Here is a 14,160-nt window from a genome sequence, read left to right on the forward strand (position 1 = left end):
GGACGCCGCGCAATCACTGGAAACTTTCTCACCGCGCCACGGGTCACCTGATCATCACTCGGAGGACAGGTCATGGCTCGGGCAATCTGGAAAGGCGCAATCAGTTTTGGACTGGTACACATCCCCGTGGCGCTGGTTTCAGCGACGTCGTCCCAAGGCGTGGACTTCGATTGGCTCGACAGCCGCAGCATGGACCCGGTGGGCTATAAACGCATCAACAAGGTCACCGGCAAGGAAGTCACCAAAGAGAACATCGTCAAAGGCGTGGCCTATGAAAAGGGCCGATATGTGGTGCTCAGCGAGGAAGAAATCCGCTCGGCGCACCCGGTTTCCACGCAGACCATCGACATTTTCTCTTTCGTCGACGCCGAGCAGATTCCGCTGCAGAACATCGATACGCCCTACTACCTGGCACCGGACAAACGCGGCGGCAAGGTCTACGCGTTGCTGCGCGAAACCCTGAGCAAAACCAACAAGGTCGCCCTCGCTCGCGTCGTCCTGCATACCCGTCAATACCTGGCTGCGTTGATGCCGCTGGAGTCGGCGCTGGTTCTGGTGAAACTGCGCTGGCCGCAGGAAGTGCGCAGCCTTGATGAACTGGCGCTGGGCAGCGAAGTGACGAAGCCGCAACTGGCCAAGGGCGAGCTGGACATGGCCAAACGTCTGGTTGAAGACATGACCTCGGAGTGGTCGCCTGAGGACTACAAGGACGAGTTCGAAGACAAGATCATGGCGCTGGTCGAGAAGAAAGCCCACGAAGGCAAGATCGAGGACGTCGAGACCGCCACTGGCGAGAAAGAGCGCAAGACTGCCGACGTTATCGATTTGACCGAGCTGCTTAAACGCAGCCTCGGCGGCAAGGCACCGGCCAAGCCCAAGGCCAAATCAACCAGTAAGGCGGCGCCGGCGAAGAAGACTCGGAAGGCGTCTGGGGAGTAAGCGTTGGGCCAGATAGAGGTATGTTGGAATTGAAGCCGCCTTCGCGAGCAGGCTCGCTCCCACAGGGGTACGCATTCCAAATTGTGGGAGCGAGCTTGCTCGCGAAGAGGCGGTACTGACTCCGGAAATCTTCAGATCAGAATAAAGATCGCCAACAACGCAGCAAAAATCGCCCATTTTTCCAAGTAGTAACGCGTACGGTTGCGCTTCTTCAGCTCTTTGCCGCGCAAACGAATCTTGTAGATTTTGGTAAACAAGCGGTTGATACCACCAGTCTTGTCCCCCGCATCATTCGGCGCGCCTGCCGCTGACATCACGGTGCGGCTGAACCAGCGGTTGAACGCGGCGGCCCAGCGGTATTTCAGCGGCCGCTCAATGTCACAGAACAGAATGATGCGGTTCTGATCCGTGGTGTTTTCGGCGTAATGAATAAACGTCTCGTCGAACATCACCGCTTCGCCATCGCGCCAGTGATAGTTCTCGCCGTCGACGTTGATGTAGCAGCCAGGATCGTTCGGCGTATCCAGGCCCAGGTGATAACGGTAGGAACCCGCGTACGGATCGCGGTGGCGCACCAGCTTCGAGCCCGGTGGCAGCTCGGCAAACATCGCCGCTTTGATCGAGCCGATGCTTTGCACCAGTTCGGTGGTGCGCGGGCACAGCTTCATCGCCGATGGGTGACTGTCGCCGTACCACTTGAGGTAGAAGCGCTTCCAGCCAGTCTTGAAGAAGGAGTTGAAGCCGACATCGTCATACTGATTCGAGCGCTTGATCTCGCCGGCACGCAGCAGATTCTGGCCTTCCTCGCGAATCTCTTCCCAGTGCGCCTGCAACGGGCTCAGATCGGGAAAGTCTGCCGGGTTCAGATAGGGCTTGTTGGGAATCTTCGAAAAAAGATAGAGAAAGCAATTGATCGGGGCGAGAAACGTCGAGTGGTCACTCAGTTGCCGCCCCAGTTTGTGGCGCACGCGTCCACGCAAGTGAACGTAAGCAATGGAGATGACATAAACAGCGGCAATGATGAGTTTCACGGAAAAGAGTCACACGTCAAAAGTGAACAAACTGCGCGCGTGGCGACCTGAGGCCCAGCGTCTTATGCAGCGGTCTTGATGCACAGGGCGCGTCCTTGGCCCGCGCCGTTTCCGGGCGCTCGGTGAAAGGGTGGCATTTTAGCCACAGTTCGTAACCGATAGTGAACCCTCAACTGTGAAAAACTGTCTTGCGCGTTTGCGTGTAAAGCTCCAGCACACTTGAATCCATACAAACGCCCGTTGCTCATTTCGATGGAACCACGCTTGGCACGCGCTCCTCTATCGCTTACCAATAACGGAGGAACCCCCATGATCGCCCCAGAAACCGGTATGAAACCAGGTCAGCGCTATCGAATTGAAAGCGTCGAGCGCGCGCCGCAATTCTCTGGCTTTTTTCTCGATGGAAAGTATTACCTGGGACCTGAGTTGCAGACGGCCATCGGCTGGCTTGAAGGGCAAATATTCTTCTACGACCAGCTCGACCCGACCGGTGAGCCGGTGTATCCGGGCAGAATTGCCGGCACGATCGAAGGGCTGACGCTGGTAATGCCGGACGGCTTACGCTTGGAGATCGAAGAAGCGCCTTATCTGGCGGAACCTGCTGCGCCAGTGCGCGCTTCCGTCGCCGGGCGCATCGAGCGTATTTCGCGGCAGCCGATCCGCCCTTCGCCGCTATTGGTAGCCGGGGCTGCGATGTTGGTAGGGGTTTGCCTGCTGACGATCTCGCGCATCAGAAATCGCTGAAGGCCACCGCGCGAGCAGTGGCCCAACTATCGGTCACTGCTCGCGGGTTACCGTCAGTGCGACCACGGCGATTCGCTCGGCGCGTTCGTATTCAGGCTTGAGCAGTTCCTCGCTGAACACGTCCGGATCAAGCTCACGATAAGTCCAGCCAAACCGTTCGCCCTTGAACAGAGGCGCCACGGCCTCGCGGAACGGATCCTGCCCGGCGACGATCGCCACGCCGGTGTACACCAGCAACGTGCCGCCGACTTCCAGACGCGGTAATGCCTCACGGACGATCCGCACCGACAAACCCTCACCCAGCGCCCCGCCACCGTGGCGATAAGCGCGCTGTTGTTCGTCGTTCATGTACGGCGGATTGGCGATGATCAAATCGAACTGCCCTTCGACACTGGCGAGCAGGTCGCTGTGATACACCGACACATTGTTTGCGCCCGCCAGCTCGGCGTTAACCGCACTCATGCGCAGCGCCCGCAGATTGATGTCGACCGCCAGCACGTCGGCATCAGGACGAGCCTTGGCCATGACCACCGCACCGGCGCCACTGCCACAGCCGATATCCACCGCGCGTCTGATCGGCGAAAAGCGTTGCTGCAATTGCGCTTCGATGGCCTGAGCGAAACGATAAGTGTCAGGGCCGAAAAACACCGCATCACTCGCCGTCGTCGGGAACGCCGAATGGGCGAACAACCGGTCATTCAGCGTCGACCAGCGCACATGGCTGCGCCACACGGCGCCATCGCGTTCGACTACGCCGGCCTGCTCCAGCGTGGCCAGTTCCTCTGCGCGAAATAGCTCTGAAGGAAACGGCATCGACCAACCAAACACATCGCGCAGATCCTTGGCCAAAGGCGTGGCAAAGCGCTGCAGAAATCGTTCGTGAGTCAATGGCGTTGGAGTAATGAAGTGATAACCACTGTCGAGCAGGCGCTTGCCCAACTCGAACAGGGCTCTATCGGATGTTTCTTGTGCCGACATGAAGCCTCCTTGTTTCAACGCAAGCGGGCGCGCAGTTGGATGAAGCGACGCGTCGCGAAAAGTCCGGCCGGGCGCCAGTGTCGCTGCGGTTGCAGCCAGGGCATCAACAACGCCATTTGCTCGGCGGCAGGTTTGTCGGCCAGTGCCGCTTCCAGATTGAGCAGATCGGCATCATCGTCGAAGGTTTCCTCTACCGCAGCTTCGCGGCGCACGTAGGGCCGAGGCCGGGATGCCGGGCAATCCTGAGTGATCCAGTCGCGCAGCAGCTGTTTTTCATAGCCGTTGAACACACCGAACATCGCCGCGTCGCTGCCGTCGATCAACCGCCAGAAACGACTTTCTTCCACCGCCTCGCCGCGCTTGATCCAGCTTTTGCGCTCCAGCGCCGACAGAAACTCGCCCATCTGTCCCGGCGTGGCCAGCCATTGATTGATGGTGCGGTTTTCGATGCGGCAGTAGTCGGAATGCATGTGCCGGCCAAACACCGCCTTGCGCTCAAGCATGGCGATGACTTCATGGTCCAGATCGAACTCTGTGATCACGGCGGTTGTGCCCTTGCCGATGTCATTGAGGCGATAACCGACGGCCATGCGCCGATAGAACTCATCGCGCTCTTCGCCCAGCGGCATCAGTTCGAGCATTGATTGCACAGCCTTGCGCGCGTGGCCGGTGCTGGCGTTGTCGATGGTCACATGCAGGCGGAAATAGTGCGGATCGATGCCCAGCTCTGCCAATTCATAAGCACTGATCAGCAGATGCAGAGGCAGTTGTTCGTAGCCGAGATTGAAACCGATAACTTCAGGCAAAAACTGCCCGCCGAAACGTCCCAGCGCCAACTGCACCGCGCCTTGCAGAAAATACTCGTCGGCAAGACCGCTCAGATCGGAGCAGTCATGCTCGGCGAGCAGCTTGCGATAAATCACCACATGATTCTGCCGTGGCACGCCCTCACCCAGCTCTTCCAGATAGGTATCGAGCAAATCGTCGAAACGCGGGTTTTGCCACTGCGGCAACAACCCGGCCAGCCAGGCGCCATCGACCTCTTTGGTCGGTGCCACATGCAGAATGAAATACAGCGCGTGGGATTTGTTGCGGAAATAGCGGCGCGGCGCGCCCTGCTGACGTTGCTCAAGGTAATCGGCGTACTCGGCCGCCACGCTGGCGCAGCGGGTTTCCGACCATTGCAGCAGGTCTTCGGCGCTGGCCGGCAAATCGTCAGACAGCGCAGCCGCCTTGCTCAGTTGCCGGCGCAGAAAGTCCAGTGCCGCGCGATCAACCGTGGAGTCTTCCGCCAGCAATCGGTCATAGAGCCGGCGCTCGGTATCCGCCAGCGTGGATGTTTTACCCGAAGACTTCCTGGTCGGGATTTCGATCAGCGACATGACTCATTCCCCTGCGTTATTGGCATTGCCTATAAACGAAAGAGTGATTGGCGCTGAAAAAAATTCCTTTTTTGTGCGAGGCGATGCGCTCAGTGGTGTGCGCCGGTTGGCTAACCCAAAGCCGTGTCGAGAAACATCATCACGCCGAAGCCAAGCATCAGCCCGAGCGTGGCCGGTGTTTCGTGGCCGTTCCGGTGAGTTTCCGGAATCACTTCGTGGGATACCACGAAAATCATTGCACCAGCGGCCAGGCCCATCGCTACCGGGAAGCCCAAGGCGAAGCTGTTGGTGATGCCCAAACCGATAATCGCGCCCAACGGTTCCATCAATCCTGACGCAGCGGCAATCAACGCTGCACGCACTGCGGAAATGCCGGTCACCCGCAGCGCCAGCGCAACAGCCAGTCCTTCTGGAATGTCTTGAATGGCGATCGCAGTGGTCAGCGGCAAGCCGATTTTCATGTCGCCGGTGGCGAAGCTGACGCCGATCGCCATGCCTTCCGGCAGGTTGTGCAGGGTGATCGCCAGCACGAACAGCCAGACCCGATTGAAGCGCTTGGCTTCAGGCCCGCGCCGGCCGCTTTTTTCATGTTCGTGGGGGACGAAGCGGTCGAGGCCGACCATCAACGCCACGCCCAAGGCCATGCCGGCCACAACGACGGCAGCGGCGAGCATGGGACTGCTCACCGCCTCCTTCGCCGCCGCAATGCCCGGCAGGATCAATGAAAAGGAACTGGCTGCCAGCATCATCCCCGCCGCAAAACCAAGCATGGTGTCCTGGGTTCGCGAAGTAATCGCCCGCAACGCCAGGGCCAATAACGCACCGACTGCCGTGGCGGCAAAACCCGACAGCCCGCCAAGTGTGGCGAGGCGCAAGGTGTCGCGGCCCGTACTGACCAAACCGGTGTAGCCACTGATCAAGAGCAACACGGTTACACCGACCAGGGTCAGCCAGAAAATGCGCCCTCCCCAGCCCGTCCGCGAAAGGTTCACGAACCATGCGCGTACGGGAGCTGCGAATGAAGATGACGGTAGCGCCATGAAAACTCCTCGGTTTCAGGTGGCCGGTGCGAACGGCGTGGTTTCATCCAACTGCGCCAGCGGAACATCGCTGCCACCCGGGGTCAGAATCACCTTGCGGCATTCTTCCTGCTTCTTATTGAAGATCTTGTAGCCCTCGGCCGCCTGCTCGAGCGACAGCCTGTGAGTGATGATCGCTTCGGGCTGCAACTTGCCGGTTTCAATGTAGCCAAGCAGCTCCGGCAGAAAACGCTGTACGTGAGTCTGGCCCATTTTGAAGGTCAGGCCCTTGTCAAAAGCGTCGCCGAACATAAAGCCATGGATAAACCCGGCATACACCCCCGGAACGCTGACCACGCCGCCACGGCGTACAGCGGCGATGCACTGGCGCAAGGCCTTGCCGCTGCTGCCTTCAAGCTTGAGTGTAGCCATGACCGTTTCGGTGGTGCTGCCCTTGGCTTCAAGGCCGACGGCATCGACCACGGCATCGACGCCGCGATGGCCGGGAGTCTGGCTGGTAATGGTGTCGGCCGGGTCATCGTCTTCATCGAAGTTGATCGGAATCACGCCGTAGGTGCGCTGGGCATAATCGAGGCGGTACTGATGGTGATCAACCATGAAGATCAGCTCAGCACCGAGCATTCTGGCGCAGGCTGCGGTGAGCAAACCGACCGGCCCGGCGCCATAGATGGCCAGACTCGAGCCCTGTTTGACGCCGGCGTTGATCACGGCTTGCCAGGCAGTCGGCAGGATGTCAGAGAGAAACAGTACTTTCTCGTCCGACAGCGTGCCCGGCACCTTGAACGGCCCGGTATTGGCTTTCGGTACCCGCACCAGTTCCGCCTGGCCACCGGGAATTCCGCCATACAGACGGCTGTAGCCGAACAGCGCTGCTGGCGGCGGAATCATTTTCTTGTTCAGCGCCGCGCCGGGACCTTCATTGGTGGTCTCGCAGGCGGCGTAAAGCTCTTGCTGGCAGAAGAAGCAATCGCCACAGGCGATCACGAACGGAATTACCACGCGGTCGCCGCGCTGCACGGCCGTGACGGCTGGGCCGGTTTCTTCGACGATGCCCATGAACTCATGGCCAAAGATATCGCCGTGCTCGACGGTGGGTATTTTGCCGCGGTACAGGTGCAGGTCCGATCCGCAGATGGCGGTAGCGGTGACGCGCAGGATGATGTCGTCGGCGGCTTCAAGTTTCGGGTCCGGTACGGTTTCGACGCGCACGTCATGGGCGCCGTGATAGGTCATTGCTCGCATGGCTTGGTCCTCACTCGTTTGAACGAAAATGGCTACTGCTCCACTTTCCGAAGTGAAAATGGCCGAGTGAGTTCATTCGGGTTTTCGAGATTTTGATCAGCGGATATCGGTGACTTCTCGGACGAGCCGATGCGTACGCCCGTTTGCCTGCCATATAACTGCCGTCTGAGTTATGCGACAATGCGCGCCAATGTCCAACAAGAACCCCGTACTCGTCGCTCAGCAGCTTGCCTTCAACGGCCCCAGTTGCGGACGGCTTATGCGCGTTGGCTCAACTCAAGCACAGACTGGGGGGAGCTGGAAAAGCTCCAGATTGGTACGCAAGTTTGTACCAGGCACCACAGACCAGCTCTAACCCATTGATAGGTAAGGTAATTGATCTCCACAGCTAACATCACGATGCAGTTTGGCGCCAAGCCGCTGTTCGAAAACGTTTCGGTCAAATTCGGCGCAGGCAATCGCTACGGCCTGATCGGTGCCAACGGTTGCGGCAAGTCGACCTTCATGAAAATCCTCGGCGGCGATCTCGATCCGTCCGGTGGCCAGGTCATGCTCGAGCCGAACGTGCGTCTGGGTAAGCTGCGCCAGGATCAGTTCGCCTACGAAGAATTCACCGTGATCGACACCGTGATCATGGGTCACGAAGAGCTGTGGAAGGTCAAGGCCGAGCGCGATCGCATTTATTCGCTGGCGGAAATGTCCGAAGAAGACGGCATGGCCGTTGCCGAGCTGGAAACCGAGTTCGCCGAGATGGACGGCTACACCGCCGAATCCCGCGCCGGCGAATTGTTGCTGGGTCTGGGCATTCCGCTGGAACAGCATTTCGGCCCGATGAGCGAAGTCTCGCCAGGCTGGAAACTGCGCGTGTTGCTGGCGCAGGCACTGTTCTCCGATCCGGAAGTGCTGTTGCTCGACGAACCGACCAACCACCTGGACATCAACACCATTCGCTGGCTGGAAAACATCCTGACCCAGCGCAACAGCCTGATGATCATCATCTCCCACGACCGTCACTTCCTGAACAGCGTGTGCACGCACATGGCTGACCTGGATTACGGCGAGCTGCGTCTGTTCCCGGGCAACTACGACGAGTACATGACCGTGGCGACCCAGTCCCGCGAGCAGCTGCTGTCGGACAACGCCAAGAAGAAAGCGCAGATTTCCGAACTGCAATCGTTCGTCAGCCGCTTCTCGGCCAACGCCTCGAAAGCCAAGCAGGCCACCTCCCGCGCCAAGGCGATCGACAAGATCCAGCTGGCCGAGGTCAAGCCTTCCAGCCGCGTCAGCCCGTTCATTCGTTTCGAACAGAACAAAAAGCTGCACCGTCAGGCGGTCATGGTCGAGAAAATGGCCAAGGGTTTTGATGGCAAGCCACTGTTCAAGGACTTCAGCTTCCAGGTTGAAGCCGGCGAGCGTGTTGCGATCATCGGCCCGAACGGTATCGGCAAGACCACCCTGCTGCGCACCCTGGTCAACGAACTGACCCCGGATGCCGGTAGCGTGAAATGGACCGACGCCGCCGAGCTGGGCTACTACGCTCAGGACCACGCTCACGACTTCGAAGACGACGTCACCCTGTTCGACTGGATGGGTCAGTGGACCCAGGGCGAACAGATGATTCGCGGTACTTTGGGCCGCATGCTGTTCTCCAACGACGAGATCCTCAAGTCGGTCAAGGTCATCTCCGGTGGTGAGCAAGGTCGCATGCTGTTCGGCAAGCTGATCCTGCAAAAGCCGAACGTGCTGATCATGGACGAACCGACCAACCACCTGGACATGGAATCGATCGAGGCGCTGAACCTGGCGCTGGAAAACTACCCGGGCACGCTGATCTTCGTCAGCCACGACCGTGAGTTCGTATCGTCCCTGGCCACACGCATCATCGAGCTGAGCCCGAACGGCGTGACCGACTTCAGCGGCACTTATGACGACTACCTGCGTAGCCAGGGTGTCGTTTTCTAAGGGCAGCTTTTAGTTTCAAGCGGCAAGCTGCAAGTTAAAAGCCCTGTCCTCTGTGACGGGGCTTTTTGCATTCGGCGTTTGGAAATTGTGGGTGCGCAGATATTCGCGAGCAGGCTCGCTCCCACAGGGGAATGCATTTCAAATGTGGGAGCGAGCCTGCTCGCGAAGGGGCCCTCAGCAGCTCCATCAATCCCAAGGGAAAGTAGTTAGCCTGCTTTCTTTTATCCCGGCCCCGCGCCATGATGTCGACAACTCTCCCACCGCCGCCCGCGAACGAGTGCTCATGTCTGCGCAGCCACTGCCACCGCAAAGCTCCCTGGCGATCACCCTGCAGATCGTCTCCATCGTTTTCTATACCTTCATTGCCTTTCTCTGCATCGGGTTACCGATTGCGGTGTTACCCGGTTACGTCCACGAGCAACTGGGTTTCAGCGCGATCATTGCCGGCCTGGTGATCGGCTCGCAGTATCTGGCCACCCTGCTCAGTCGGCCAATGGCCGGCCGCATGTCGGATACCCTCGGCACCAAGCGGGCGATCATTTATGGCTTGTGGGGGATTGTCCTCAGTGGCGCGCTGACGTTGCTGTCGACCTTGCTGCAAAGCTTTCCGCTGACCAGCCTGTTGATCCTGATTGCCGGGCGCTTGTTGCTCGGTATCGCCCAAGGCCTGATCGGCGTCGGCACCATCAGTTGGTGCATGGGTCAGGTCGGTGTCGAGCATACGGCGAAATCCATCGGCTGGAACGGCATCGCCTCTTACGGCGCGATCGCCATTGGTGCGCCGTTGGGCGTGGTGATGGTTGCCGAATATGGCTTTGTCAGCCTTGGCCTCGCGCTGTCGGCGTTGGCGGCAGGTGCGCTGTGGTTGATCCGCAACAAGCCTTCGGTGCCGGTGATTCGTGGTGAGCGCCTGTCGTTCTGGGCGGTGTTCGGCAAGATTGCGCCGTACGGCACCAGCCTGACGCTGGCCTCAATCGGCTACGGCACGCTGACCACCTTCATCACCCTTTATTACCTCAACCGAGGCTGGACCGGCGCGGCGTACTGCCTGACCGTGTTTGGCGTGTGCTTCATTCTCTCGCGGTTGCTGTTTATCTCCGCCATCGCCCGCTTTGGCGGGTTTGCCTCGGCCATCGTTTGCATGTCGGTTGAAACCGTCGGCCTGGTGATGTTGTGGCTGGCGCCCTCCACTGCGTATGCGTTGATTGGCGCAGGGCTGGCCGGGTTCGGGCTGTCACTGGTGTATCCGGCTCTGGGGGTGGAAGCGATCAAACAGGTGCCGAGTTCCAGCCGTGGTTCGGGGTTGGGGGCTTATGCGGTGTTCTTCGATCTGGCACTGGCGATTGCCGGGCCATTGATGGGCGCGGTGGCGTTGAATCTGGGCTATTCATGGATTTTCTTCAGCGCGGCATTGTTGTCGGTGACCGGGTTGGGCCTGACCTTGTTGCTCAAGCGTCGCGCACTTTCCTGAAAGCAGACAATTCAGTTTCCCGTGGGAGCGAGCCTGCTCGCGAAGGCGTCGTGTCAGAGAAAGATGAGCTGGCTGACTCACCGCTTTCGCGAGCAGGCTCGCTCCCACAGGGGAATGCGGTGTTTGAGTTATTGATCCGCCGTCTGCATCCCCGCCCGTGTCGATCTGCCCAGCGCATGGGCAAAAAACCGTCCGGCCTCGGATATCAGGTTGCGATGAATATCCTCGCGATCCACCCCGTCGGCATCGGTGCACAATGCCGGCATGGCGCGGATCTGCTCTTCGGTGCACGGCGCCATGAACACGAAGTGCCCTGCCCCGGCCAGCAGTTTGAAGTCCGGCGCAGTGGGCAGTTTGCGCGCCAGGGCCGCAGCGTTTTTATCGAAGGCCACCAGTTTGTCGCCGTCGCCGCTGTAGAGCAGCACCGGTACGTGCACATCGGCGAGGGTATGGCGGCCGAACTTCAGGCTCAGCGGCGCCATGAGCAATAAGGCGTGAACCCGTGGATCGGCCACCGGCTGCAAGTCATCGCGATCGACAATCAGCTCGCCCTGGGTGTTGCAGGCGTCGTGATCGTCCGGACGTTCCTGGCAATAGCGGCGCAGACGATCCAGATCCGGTTGCGCCCCGGAAAGAATCAATGCGGTCTCGCCACCGGCCGAATAACCGATCACACCGACCTGATCAGCATTGACGAACGGCGCCAGCATGTTGTCGGCGAGGGTCGCGGTGATCGCCTGGGAAATCTGGATTGGCCGCCCGTATAGATTGCTCAACGTGCCAAGTCGGCTGTGGTCGCGCCAGTTGTCGCCGGGATGAATCACCGCAACCACGACAAACCCCTTGCGCGCCAGCGACGTCGCCAGATCATGCAAGGCCAGCGGCGTGCCGGTATTGCCGTGGGAGAGCATCAACATGGGAAAGCGGCCGATCGCGACCTTGGTGTCTTCCCCAGCCTCGACCGAATAGCCCTCAAGCAAGCTCATGTGCTCGCGGTCACTGGACGGGTAAAAAGCGATGGCGCGCATCGGTTGCAGATCGAGCGGGTCGAGAAAGGTCATCTCGTGATAACCGACGCTCCAGACAGGGTGGCGCCCCGGTGCGGCCTGCACTGAATTCAGGCTGGCCAGCAGGCAAATCAGCAACAGTGCACAAAGATGCCTCATGAATGCCCTACCCTGTTGGACCACATCGTCGGATGTGCTGAAACTGCATAACCCGGGCCAGATTATGTAACAGCCAGAAACAAAAAACTCCGTATTCGGCCCTTGCGGAACCAGAATACAGAGTTTTTCGGGGATTACCTGAACATCAGCTGTTCTTTACGCAGGCCTTATGCGGCGGCGAACAGTTGCTCGTTGATCTTCGCTTGCGCAGCGCTCATGGCGTTGTTGCGCACTTCTTCGCCATAGGCCAGACCTTCAGCGCGGACGATTTCGATATCGGTGATGCCGAGGAAGCCCAGTACCAGCTTCAGATATTCTTCATGAGCGATGCCGCTGGCCTGACCGGCATGGATGCCGCCAGAGGTCGACACAATCACCACTTTCTTGCCGCCGCAGAGGCCTTCAGGGCCGGCTTCGGTGTAGCGGAACGTCTGGCCGGCGACGGCAACGCGGTCGATCCACGCTTTAAGCTGGGTTGGAACAGTGAAGTTGTACATCGGCGCGGCAATCACCACGGCGTCGGCAGCGATGAATTCGGCCAGGGTCGAAGCGCTCAGCTCGGCTTCGTGCTGTTGCGCAGCGTCGCGCAGTTCGGCGGTGGTGCCGGCGGCAACCAGCGTGGTCGACGAGAAGTGGCTGATCGCATCGGCGGCCAGGTCGCGGTAGGTGACTACGGCGCTCGGCTCGGCAGCTTGCCAGGCGTCGACGACTTGACGGCTCAACTGACGAGAAGCCGAGTTGTCGCCGAGAATGCTCGAATCGATGTGCAACAGTTTCATGTGGGTTCTCCTGAAAGAATCGCCGGCGGCGACGGAATGGAGACAATCCTACGCAACAAACCAATAGCTGATTAGTCGCCGACAATGCGATAGTTCGTCCCATTGATAGAACGACTGGAAACGCGCATGCAGGACCTCAACGATCTCTACTATTTTGCCAAAGTGGTCGAAGCCGGTGGATTCGCAGCCGCCGGGCGCCTGCTCGGCATTCCCAAGTCACGGCTTTCAAGAAGAATTGCCGAACTGGAAGAGCGCCTTGGCGCACGTCTGCTGCAACGCACCACCCGCCAACTGAATCTCACCGCCGTTGGCGAACGCTATTTGCGCCACTGTCAGGCGATGTTGCTGGAAGCGGAAATGGCTGACGAAGCGGTGGCGAGCATGTCCAGCGAACCGCGCGGGCGCTTGCGGGTGTCGTGCCCGACCGGGCTTGCCCATGAAATGCTGCCGACGGTGATCAGCGACTTTCTCGGCAAGTTTCCGCAGGTGCAGCTGGAGGTCGTGCTGCTCAATCGCCGGGTCGATCTGGTCACCGAAGGCATCGATGTTGCTTTGCGTGTGCGCGATCACGGCGATGAAGACCCGTTGCTGGTCACCCGCCGCTTGCGTCAGGCCCAGGCGGTGGTGATCGCCAGCCCGGCGTTCATGCAAGGCAAGACCATCAATCATCCGCAGGACCTTAAAACCTTGCCGGTGCTCGGCGCGCTGGAAGCCGATCGCATGGTGCATGTGCGTCTGCTCGATCAGCAAGGCAAGAGCGTCGATCTGAGCATGGAAGCGCGGCTGGGCATTGATGACTTCGTGGTGCGCAAGGCCTGCGTCCTGGCCGGTCAGGGTTTTACCGTGCTGCCGATGATGTTCTGCGAAACCGAATTGCGTAACGGCACGCTGGTGCAGGTGCTGCCGGAATGGTCATTGCCCGGCGGCTGGTTGCAAGCGGTGTATCCGCACCGGCGCGGGGTAATGCCGGCGGTGCGCGCATGGATCGATCACTTGGTCGAATCGTTCAATGCCTGCGGGGATAGATTTCTATGAAACAAGGAAGAATGAGCGAAGCCGAGGTCGCCGAGTTTTGTCTGGCCCTGCCCGGCGCCCGGGAAGATTACAAATGGGGCGGCGTGCGGGTGTTCTCGATTGCCGGCAACAAGATGTTTGCCTTGCAGGGATTACGTGGTGATTCGCTGGCGTTCAAGGTCGACAAGGACCTGTTTCTCGGCCATTGCGACCGCCCGGGGATTCATCCAGCGCCGTATCTGGCACGGGCGCAGTGGATCATCATGCACCCGCCCTACCCGCTGAGTGCCGAGGAATTGCAGGGTTTGTTGCAGCGATCGCATCAACTGGTGGTGAGCAAGTTGCCTAAGAAAACCCAAATCGGCCTGCTTTTGTAAGCACGCAAATCCTGTGGGAGCGAGCCTGCTCGCGA

General features: G+C 59.5%; 13 protein-coding genes. 6 read left to right on the forward strand and 7 right to left on the reverse strand.

Going from position 1 to position 14,160, the window contains the following annotated elements; translation table 11 throughout:
• Nucleotides 1–72 precede the first annotated feature (72 nt).
• On the forward strand, nucleotides 73–939 hold the full coding sequence (locus OK411_RS15110; RefSeq protein WP_136493363.1) for a Ku protein: 867 nt from the start codon (nucleotides 73–75) through the stop codon (nucleotides 937–939).
• A 131-nt stretch (nucleotides 940–1,070) separates the two neighbouring features.
• Here OK411_RS15110 and lpxO read toward each other — a convergent pair whose 3' ends face one another.
• The gene (gene lpxO, locus OK411_RS15115) at nucleotides 1,071–1,970 is read right to left on the reverse strand and encodes a lipid A hydroxylase LpxO (RefSeq protein WP_110600645.1); all 900 of its coding nucleotides are present in this window, start codon (nucleotides 1,968–1,970) and stop codon (nucleotides 1,071–1,073) included.
• Between the two features lie 309 nt (nucleotides 1,971–2,279).
• Here lpxO and OK411_RS15120 point away from each other — a divergent pair, with 309 nt between their 5' ends.
• Entirely contained in the window at nucleotides 2,280–2,714 is a 435-nt protein-coding gene (locus tag OK411_RS15120) for a hypothetical protein (RefSeq protein WP_024012933.1), read from the forward strand.
• A gap of 33 nt (nucleotides 2,715–2,747) precedes the next feature.
• On the opposite strand, the gene OK411_RS15125 is transcribed toward OK411_RS15120, so the two are convergent.
• The 4 genes from OK411_RS15125 to OK411_RS15140 all read right to left on the reverse strand — a co-directional run bounded on the left by OK411_RS15125 (nucleotide 2,748) and on the right by OK411_RS15140 (nucleotide 7,356).
• Nucleotides 2,748–3,692, reverse strand: coding sequence for a class I SAM-dependent methyltransferase (locus tag OK411_RS15125; RefSeq protein ID WP_264365277.1), 945 nt, complete (start codon nucleotides 3,690–3,692; stop codon nucleotides 2,748–2,750).
• Nucleotides 3,693–3,706: 14 nt separating this feature from the next.
• A complete protein-coding gene (locus OK411_RS15130) occupies nucleotides 3,707–5,074 on the reverse strand; it encodes an iron-containing redox enzyme family protein (RefSeq protein ID WP_217878151.1) in 1,368 nt (455 codons plus the stop codon).
• 110 nt (nucleotides 5,075–5,184) lie between these two features.
• Nucleotides 5,185–6,114, reverse strand: a complete 930-nt coding sequence (locus OK411_RS15135) for a ZIP family metal transporter (RefSeq protein WP_122698304.1) — start codon at nucleotides 6,112–6,114, stop codon at nucleotides 5,185–5,187.
• A 15-nt stretch (nucleotides 6,115–6,129) separates the two neighbouring features.
• Nucleotides 6,130–7,356, reverse strand: coding sequence for a zinc-dependent alcohol dehydrogenase (locus tag OK411_RS15140; protein WP_110600653.1), 1,227 nt, complete (start codon nucleotides 7,354–7,356; stop codon nucleotides 6,130–6,132).
• A 375-nt stretch (nucleotides 7,357–7,731) separates the two neighbouring features.
• Between OK411_RS15140 and OK411_RS15145 the strand changes: the two genes are divergently transcribed.
• Together OK411_RS15145 and OK411_RS15150 are read left to right on the forward strand one after the other, a co-directional pair.
• Nucleotides 7,732–9,318: an ABC-F family ATPase gene (locus tag OK411_RS15145; protein ID WP_016774693.1), complete on the forward strand. Its 1,587-nt coding sequence runs from the start codon at nucleotides 7,732–7,734 to the stop codon at nucleotides 9,316–9,318.
• A gap of 283 nt (nucleotides 9,319–9,601) precedes the next feature.
• Nucleotides 9,602–10,789 carry an MFS transporter gene (locus OK411_RS15150; RefSeq protein ID WP_123442512.1) on the forward strand — a complete coding sequence of 396 codons (1,188 nt, stop codon included), beginning with the start codon at nucleotides 9,602–9,604 and terminating at the stop codon, nucleotides 10,787–10,789.
• Between the two features lie 128 nt (nucleotides 10,790–10,917).
• On the opposite strand, the gene OK411_RS15155 is transcribed toward OK411_RS15150, so the two are convergent.
• Both OK411_RS15155 and OK411_RS15160 read right to left on the reverse strand, forming a co-directional pair.
• Nucleotides 10,918–11,955, reverse strand: coding sequence for an alpha/beta hydrolase family protein (locus OK411_RS15155; protein WP_071172407.1), 1,038 nt, complete (start codon nucleotides 11,953–11,955; stop codon nucleotides 10,918–10,920).
• Between the two features lie 167 nt (nucleotides 11,956–12,122).
• On the reverse strand, nucleotides 12,123–12,734 hold the full coding sequence (locus tag OK411_RS15160) for an FMN-dependent NADH-azoreductase (RefSeq protein WP_122611302.1): 612 nt from the start codon (nucleotides 12,732–12,734) through the stop codon (nucleotides 12,123–12,125).
• A gap of 126 nt (nucleotides 12,735–12,860) precedes the next feature.
• On the opposite strand from OK411_RS15160, the gene OK411_RS15165 reads away from it, so the two are divergent.
• Complete coding sequence (locus OK411_RS15165) at nucleotides 12,861–13,769, forward strand: LysR substrate-binding domain-containing protein (protein ID WP_071172406.1); 909 nt, start codon at nucleotides 12,861–12,863, stop codon at nucleotides 13,767–13,769.
• A complete protein-coding gene (locus OK411_RS15170) occupies nucleotides 13,766–14,125 on the forward strand; it encodes an MmcQ/YjbR family DNA-binding protein (RefSeq protein WP_110600661.1) in 360 nt (119 codons plus the stop codon). Before OK411_RS15165 ends, OK411_RS15170 begins: the two co-directional genes overlap by 4 nt.
• Nucleotides 14,126–14,160 lie beyond the last annotated feature (35 nt).

It is taken from the genome of Pseudomonas sp. RG1, assembly GCF_025910115.1.
GTDB classification, from domain to species: Bacteria; Pseudomonadota; Gammaproteobacteria; order Pseudomonadales; family Pseudomonadaceae; genus Aquipseudomonas; species Aquipseudomonas atacamensis.